The 7,837-nt window shown below is 46.9% G+C and carries 6 protein-coding genes and 1 tRNA gene; 3 read left to right on the forward strand and 4 right to left on the reverse strand.

What is annotated here, in order from left to right:
• Nucleotides 1-71: 71 nt before the first annotated feature.
• The 4 genes from AB1797_11255 to AB1797_11270 form a co-directional block, all read right to left on the reverse strand.
• On the reverse strand, nucleotides 72-335 hold the full coding sequence (locus AB1797_11255; GenBank protein ID MEW5768177.1) for a transposase: 264 nt from the start codon (nucleotides 333-335) through the stop codon (nucleotides 72-74).
• A 31-nt stretch (nucleotides 336-366) separates the two neighbouring features.
• The gene (cobD, locus tag AB1797_11260; protein ID MEW5768178.1) at nucleotides 367-1,506 is read right to left on the reverse strand and encodes a threonine-phosphate decarboxylase CobD; all 1,140 of its coding nucleotides are present in this window, start codon (nucleotides 1,504-1,506) and stop codon (nucleotides 367-369) included.
• 1,139 nt (nucleotides 1,507-2,645) lie between these two features.
• Entirely contained in the window at nucleotides 2,646-2,795 is a 150-nt protein-coding gene (locus tag AB1797_11265) for a hypothetical protein (GenBank protein ID MEW5768179.1), read from the reverse strand.
• Entirely contained in the window at nucleotides 2,747-2,872 is a 126-nt protein-coding gene (locus AB1797_11270; GenBank protein MEW5768180.1) for a phosphotransferase, read from the reverse strand. The genes AB1797_11265 and AB1797_11270 overlap by 49 nt, the downstream gene beginning before the upstream one ends.
• A gap of 34 nt (nucleotides 2,873-2,906) precedes the next feature.
• Here AB1797_11270 and AB1797_11275 point away from each other — a divergent pair, with 34 nt between their 5' ends.
• The 3 genes from AB1797_11275 to bamD all read left to right on the forward strand — a co-directional run bounded on the left by AB1797_11275 (nucleotide 2,907) and on the right by bamD (nucleotide 7,599).
• Nucleotides 2,907-4,847: a UvrD-helicase domain-containing protein gene (locus AB1797_11275; protein MEW5768181.1), complete on the forward strand. Its 1,941-nt coding sequence runs from the start codon at nucleotides 2,907-2,909 to the stop codon at nucleotides 4,845-4,847.
• A 4-nt stretch (nucleotides 4,848-4,851) separates the two neighbouring features.
• Nucleotides 4,852-4,926 (forward strand) — tRNA-Gly (locus AB1797_11280).
• A 24-nt stretch (nucleotides 4,927-4,950) separates the two neighbouring features.
• Nucleotides 4,951-7,599 (forward strand): outer membrane protein assembly factor BamD, encoded by a 2,649-nt coding sequence (gene bamD / locus AB1797_11285; protein MEW5768182.1) that lies wholly within the window; start codon nucleotides 4,951-4,953, stop codon nucleotides 7,597-7,599.
• The last annotated feature ends 238 nt before the right edge of the window (nucleotides 7,600-7,837 follow it).

The following is a 7,837-nucleotide window of genomic DNA, read 5'->3' on the forward strand; positions in this document are numbered from 1 at the left end:
ATAAATATCGGCATCTTATGACACAAGCTTTAGAATATTATTAGGCAATACAACTCTGCACCTGTAACTATTTATAATAGAAAGAGTTGCAATGTAGAGATTTTGTATTGGCGAAAGTCAGGTATAAGCTTATCTTTATCTTGATCGGCCTTCTGCCTTTTCCCTATAAATAACTCTGTTATGCCATTGCTTGCTATAGCTTTCCAGTTCCTTATCTGCCCAGGATGAACCTGATACTGACTTGCCAATTCAGATGTGGTCCTCTCCTCTTTTATTGCATCTAATGCTACTTTTGCCTTAAAGGCCGGGGGATAATTTGCCCTCATTTTCTTCATCGACCTCCTCTTTTTTGACCTCAACTGTAACTTAACATACTGTCCGATGTTTGGGTCCATTATAAGAAGAATATTTAGACCTATGGGCTATTCTCCTCAAGGCAGAAACAATCCCTCTATTTTCCTGCCTGGTTCTGACCGCCAGGCGAAAGAATCTCCTATCTAATCCCCTGAAGCTGGAACAATCACGAATAAGAAACCCCTCCTTGATTAAAACCTTTCTAAGTTGATCAGCCCCCTGGATTTTGGATTTTTTGTTCCACCATCTGCCCTCCGCCATCCGGACGAGGATAAAATTAACCGAAGGCTTGAAGGGATAAAAGGGTCCGATTTGAGCCAGCGCCTGGTAGAAAAAGTCCTTTTCCGTAGAAATAAAATCTCGGCTTCGACGGATATATTCATCCTCAAAGATAATGTGTTCACCGGCCGCCTGGGCCAGGGTGTTAATTGTCCACGGCTCTTGGTATTTCTCCAAGGATTCGACGATTTTAGAGGAACTCACCAGGTATCCCAGCCTGAGGCCGGGCAGGGCAAAGAATTTGGTCATAGACCGTAAAACCACCAGGTTAGCCAGCTCAACGGCCTCTTTTATCAAGGAGTATTCTTCAGGCCGGGGGAGGAAATCAATAAAGGCCTCATCGACGACAAAAATGGTACCCGGGTTACAGTGGATCACCTCCAGGAGAAAGTCTTTTTCTAATAAAGTTCCCGTAGGGTTATTAGGATTACCCAGAAAAACCATCTCAGTTCCCGGAGCAAACTCCAGAGTGTTTAAGGTAAAATCGTCTTCCTCTTTAGTGCCGATAAAGGCAATCGCCGTTTCAACCTGGCGCAAGGCCCTTTCGTAATCACTGTAGGTAGGCACAATCAGGCCGGCTGATTTTGGCTTTAAGGCCCGGGGCATGAGGTAGATTAGTTCTGTCGAACCGTTTCCGACTAAGATTGTCCGAGGGTCAAGAGAGAATCTTTCGCCCAATTTCTCCCTCAAGGCAAGTGCCTTAGGATCAGGATAATGGATGATCCGGCCGATGTTTGATTTAATAATTTCCGGTAGCTGAGGCGGGTAACCGAGAGGATTTATATTGGCGGAGAAGTCGATAATCTCTGAGCCGGAAAGGGCGAATTCCCTGACGGCTGCCTCTATGTTGCCTCCGTGGCTGTGATTCACCATTTGGTCAGTATTCTACCCAATTATCACTTGGTTGTCAACATCTTTAGTTGGTCATTATCTCCAAAAATCCTTGACCTGTGAAATAGGTTTAAATAAGAGGCAAAAAACTTTCCATGATATAGATATTCAAGCTCTACTACTACTAAAAACAGGTCGCTCCTACGGAGCTGCAAATATATTGCTTTTGCGAAATTACTACAAACAGATTGCTCCTACGGAGCTTTATTCAGGTTAGCTCCAGAGGAGCGACATGTTTGTAGAATATATCTCTCATAACAAATTAGCTCCATAGGAGCGATCTGTTTATTCTCTTTCTCACCTTATCACCCTCTATTGGGGGATATTTGTATAAACCTATTTCACAGGTCGAAAATCCTTGACAACCGGTGCCCAGTTGGTATATAATTCAAAATCGTAACCGTTCAGCCACAAAGCCACTAGAATATCCGTGCAATCCGTGTGCTATTAGTAATCTTTGTGCCTTAGTGGCTGAATAGTTACCCAAAATCAACTGAAATTTGCGACCTGTGCAGTTAAGGTTGTAGACTACTGACGCTGAAAGCGTCAAATTTTAAATAGCCGTAGATGCAAGCTACGGAAGATAAATACACCCGCAACGCTCGACCCTGCAAGGGTCGAATATTATCCATCACATAGATTCAACCCTTTCAGGGTTGAGCTGTAGTAGATGTTTCGTTTCCGCAGGTTTCACCTGTGGTTATGTAAAATTCAAACCTTTCAGGTTTGAGGAGAATTGCTTGTAATTCCTAACCGTACAGGTCGGAAATTTGCCAGGCAGCGGCAAACACTCGATGCTCGATGCTCGATACTGGATACTCGATACTGGACACTCGATACTCGGTAAGTGTTCAGCCACAAAGACACTAAGAGGCTGTCTGAAAAGTCCCGTTAGGGACGTAATGTTTATAGACATGAGCGCCCACCGTTATTTTTAGCCCCGTTAGGGGCGACATGTTCGTTTTGCTAAGTTTACTTCTTGAACATTTCGCTCCTAACGGAGCTTGGGTTTATGAGAAAAACGGCTACTATAAACATTTTGCCCCTACGGGGCTGATTAACGCATCAACTTTTCAGACGGGCTCTTAGATTCGTTTACAAAAGATCCTTTAGCCATTTATTCAACTTGAGTAGGCCACGAGAGAAATTTGCCAGGCAGCGGCAAACACTCGATGCTCGATGCTCGATACTGGATACTCGATACTGGACACTGGATCCTTTACTAGCACCGAGCATCGAGTATCGAGCATCGAGGATCGAGTATCGAACATCGAGGATCGAGTATCGAACATCGAGCATCGAGGATCGAACATCGAGCATCGAGGATCGAGCATCGAGCCTCGAGCATCGAGGATTGTTTGATGGCGACGGGAGGCCGGGCGATGATATCTATTTTGGAAGAATTAAATCCCCCCCAACGGGAGGCCGTGACCCATCTGGATGGCCCTCTTCTTATTTTAGCCGGAGCCGGGTCAGGAAAAACAAGGGTCATTACCCACCGGATTGCTTATTTACTGAGACAGGGGATAGAACCCTGGAGTATCTTGGCTATGACCTTTACCAATAAGGCCGCCAGGGAAATGAAGGGGCGGGTGGAAAAACTGATCGGCATGGCCGCTCAATCCGTCTGGGTAGCTACCTTTCATTCTACCTGTGTTCGGATCCTGAGGAGGGCCGGGCAGGATTTTACCATTTATGATGAGGCTGATCGAACCAGACTGATCAAGGACTGCCTGAAAGACCTGAATATCGATGAAGGGGTTTATAATCCTACGGCGGTAGCTAAGGCCATCAGCCGGGCCAAAGAGGGGCTGATTTCACCCCAAGAGTATCCGGTGGAATATCGTTTTCACCGGGTAGTTAAACAGGTCTATGAACTTTACGAGGATAGACTGGCTGAGAACAAGGCCTATGATTTTGATGATTTACTGGGCAAGGTCATTGAACTCTGGCAGAAGTCCCCGGAAACACTGAATATTTATCAGGATCGATTTAAACATATCATGGTGGACGAATACCAGGATACCAATCACATTCAATACCGGCTGGTTAAGATGCTAACGGCCAAACATCATAATATTTGTGTGGTCGGGGATGATGATCAGAGCATCTATAGCTGGCGGGGGGCTGATCTGACTAATATCCTTAACTTTGAACACGATTATCCGGAAGTCCGGGTCATCCGGCTGGAACAAAATTATCGTTCGACCAAACAAATCCTTAAATCAGCCAGTGATCTTATCCGGAATAATGTGGGCAGAAAGGGCAAGACACTCTGGACGGCCAAAGAAAATGGGGAACAGATTGAATGCTGTTCGGCCATCGATGAATACGAGGAGGCCCGCCTTATCACCCGGAAGATTGATTTTCTCAAGCATACCGAGCAGCGGCCATGGTCTGATTTTGCCCTTTTTTATCGAACCAATGCCCAGTCAAGGGTGTTGGAAGAAATCTTCAGGGAAAACATGATGCCTTATACCATTGTTGGCGGCACGAGCTTTTACCAGAGGCGCGAAATCAAAGATATCTTGGCCTATCTCAGAGTGATAGTCAATCCGGCTGATTCGGTAAGCTTGAAGCGGATTATCAACCTTCCCCCACGCGGTATTAGTGACCGCACCATTAGCACTCTGGAGGAAATAGCCCAAACTCATAGCACTACCCTATATCAGGCCTTAGACCTGGCCGGACAAGGCCAGCTCCTGCCTTCAAGGGCCGGCAAAGCCGTGGCCAGCTTCCTGAAGTTGATCAATTACTTCAGACAGCTCAAAGAAGGGCTTTCACCTTCTTCCTTGGCCACTAAAGTGATGGAGGAAAGCGGCTATCAGGACTACCTCAAGGAAGACGATCATTCCGATGACCGGCTGGGAAATTTGGAAGAACTTGTCGCGGCTATGGAAAAGATAGATGATCTGGAGTCTTTTTTAGTCGAGGCATCTCTTGTTTCCGATATAGACCAATGGGAAGAGAATAATCGAATTAGTCTGATGACGGCCCATAATGCCAAGGGCCTGGAATTTCCGGTTGTTTTCATTACCGGTCTGGAGAACGGTCTTTTCCCCCACGTCAATTCTATTGACGAGGGGAGATTAGAAGAAGAGAGGCGGCTTTGCTATGTGGGCATGACTAGGGCCAAAGAAAGGCTGTATCTTACCTGGGCTAAGCGGCGAAGAAACCAGCTTCGTATTCCATCCGGTTTTATTTCCGAGGCAGGACTTGGAGATGGGAAAAATTCCTTGACAAACCCGGTCGAAGTTAGTAAAATATCTTCAGGTTATTATGATCGATTAATAAAGCAAAGCCGAAATAAACACCGGTGGTAACTGGGCGGCCGTAATTCAGTGGTAGAATGCAAGCTTCCCAAGCTTGACGTCGTGGGTTCGAGTCCCATCGGCCGCTCCAATTTACTCTGGAAGTCCTTTAGAGATGCTAAATACTAAAATAATCAGGAGAATCATTCTTTGTCTCCTCCCCCTTTGGCTGGCCACGGCTGTCTTGGCCCAGCCGCGTGATCCGGCCGCTCTCTATACCCATGCCTATAATACCTTTCGGGACGGAAAATTAACGGAAGCAGAAACCCTATTCAGGAACTACCTTTCCCTTTTCCCTGACGGAGCCGAGGCTGATAAGTCCCAGTTCTATTTAGCTGAAAGCCTCTATCGACAAGGAAAGATGAAAGAGGCCCTTCAGGAATTCCAACGGGTAATCGACCATTATCCTAAAGGTGAATTTGCCCTCCAGGCTAAAAATCGACGGGGAGATATCTATCAACAGATAGGAGAGTTTGACCGGGCCGCCGAAGAATACCAAGAGGTGGCTAAATCACCTAAAAGTCTGGCCTCTGATTATGCTGATTACTCCCTTGATTGGCTTAGAGATTTAAAAGGCGTGGCTCGCGGGCCGGGCCGAGCCGAAGAAGAAGCGGGCTTTATCCCGAAATTAGATGAAGAGGAACTCCTGACCAGGGCCAAAGACCTTTTTGACACCGGGGAATATGCTAAGGCCCGGGAGGAATTTAAAAGGTATCTATGGCATTTCCCTTCCGGTAAGGCCGCGCCTTATGCCAGGCTCAAGGTGGCTGAATGTGATTACGAGAATAAGAATTTTGTGGATGCTTTGGCTGGATATGAAGCCTTCCTGAATACCTATCCCACCAGCAAATATGCCGATTACGCCGCTTATTCTCGGGGCTGGTGCCATTATCATCTGGGAGACTATGAAAAGGCCGTCTCAGTCTTTGACCAATTCGTGAAGGATTTTCCGGAAAGTCGCTATAATCCGTCAGCTAAGGATGCAGTAAAGCAAATTACTCAGGAGATGAGGAAATTAGAGGCCAAAAGATTATTTGATCAGGCCAGAGAGGAATTGAGAGGCAGTAAATTAGAGGAAGCGAAAAGGGATTTCAAGACCCTAATTGACAAATACCCTGAAGGCCCGGAGGTCAATGAAGCCGTAGATGCCTTGGCCCGAATCGAGAGGGAGATGGCTGATCTGGCGGCCAATGCCCTTTTGGAAGAAGCTAAACGCAAAGAATCTGAAGGTGATTCGGAGGGGGCGAGTGTTAATCTGGAAGCCATTCTGAAGCAATATCCGGAGAGCGCCTACTATAAAGAAGCCCAAAACTTGCTCCAACAAATAACCAGAAGGTTGGATCAAATTACCGCCACGGCCCTTTATGATGAGGCGGATACCGCTTACCGCGCCGGAGACCTCAAGAAGGCTAAAGAAAACCTGCGGAGGCTGGTTCAAGGGTATCCTGACAGCCCTTACCTTGAGGCGGCGCTCACCATGCTCAAAGAGGTGGAAGAGGAACTGACCGATGAAGATTATCGGGCGGCCAGGGCGGCTTATGAAGCCGGGGAGAAAAAATATCAGGCCGGTGATTATAAAGGGGCTTTGGAGAGTTTTCGGGACCTAAGAGACCGTTTTCCGGAAAGCGAATACACCGAGCTTGCCCGCACCGCCGTCCAATTAATGACTTCTAAGGAAAACGAAGAGGCGGCTGCTATGCTCCTGAAAGAGGCCTCTAAAGCCATTGAAGATAAACAGGAAGAAAGGGCCGCTGAGATTTTAAGAAAGATTATCGGGCAATATCCCCTGACTCCTCAGGCGGAGCAGGCTGATCAGATTCTGATCGATCTCTTGAGAAAAAAAGAGGATAAACTCGCCTATGAACTTTACCGGGATGCCCTGCAGGATTTAGGCGAGGACCGATACCAGCGGGCCATCAAAAAATTAGAACAATTGATCCTGACCTATCCTGAGAGCAGTTATGTTGACCCGGCCAAGAAGGCCATTGGCGAGGCCAAGAGAGAAATCTTAAATGAGCAGGCCAAACGGGACCTGGACATCGCTCAGAAATATTATGATTTAGGTGATTATGAACGGGCCTTAGAAGGATTCCAAAGGGTCAAAGAAGCCTATCCTACCTCTGACCATGTGGATGAAGCCATTGAAGGGATAAATCGCGTGCTGACTAAGGTTACCGAGGCTAAGGCTGAGGAAAGCTATCAACATGCGAAAGAGCTTTATAAAGAAGGCTCCATCGGCCCGGCCTATATCCAATTTCAACGGGTAATTGATGAATATCCGGAAAGTCAATATGCTAAACTGGCCAGGGAGTCTTTGACTGAGATCGGACAAAGAGTCAATGATGAGCTGGCCAAGGATCACTTTGACGCCGGCCAGGAATTTCAGCGGTATCAGAACTATGAATCAGCGATTAAGCAGTATGATGTGATTTCAAAAAATTACCCTTACAGCCATTGGGCTCCCCATGCCCAGTATGCTAAAGCTGAATCTTATTATGCCTGGCATAAGGATCTGGCCCGGGCCAGGGCAGAATGGGAAAAGGTCGTGGAGAGCTATCCCAATTCCGAGCTGGCCCCGGATGCCCTGTATCATGCGGCTGATTCGGCTGAGGCTATGGGCGACCTCATTGGGGCCAGATCAGCTTATCGGAAGCTGCTGGAGAACTATCCGGGAAGTAAATACGGCCGGGGCGAACTGGCTGAGATGGTAAAAAAACGACTGGAAAGTTTAAGCGCCAAGATTGGAGCCGGTGGAAGCAGATAAGGTCGGAACCGGCCGTTTTTGGAAGATCGGCCTATTTATGAGACTTGTTGCGAAATAACAACAGTGGTAGGGAAAAATTTCGACCTGTATGGTTAGAAATTATGTATCTATTCAAAATCAAGTTAAAAAAGTAAGCTCATTACAGATTATAGTGCTATGGGTTAAGTTTCATCTCCTTTTGTACCGACAGCGTCGGCATAAGAGCTTCCCCTCCCTTGATGGGAGGGGTTAGGGGAGG

It is taken from the genome of bacterium, from assembly GCA_040753085.1.
Taxonomy (GTDB): Bacteria; UBA9089; JASEGY01; order JASEGY01; family JASEGY01; genus JASEGY01.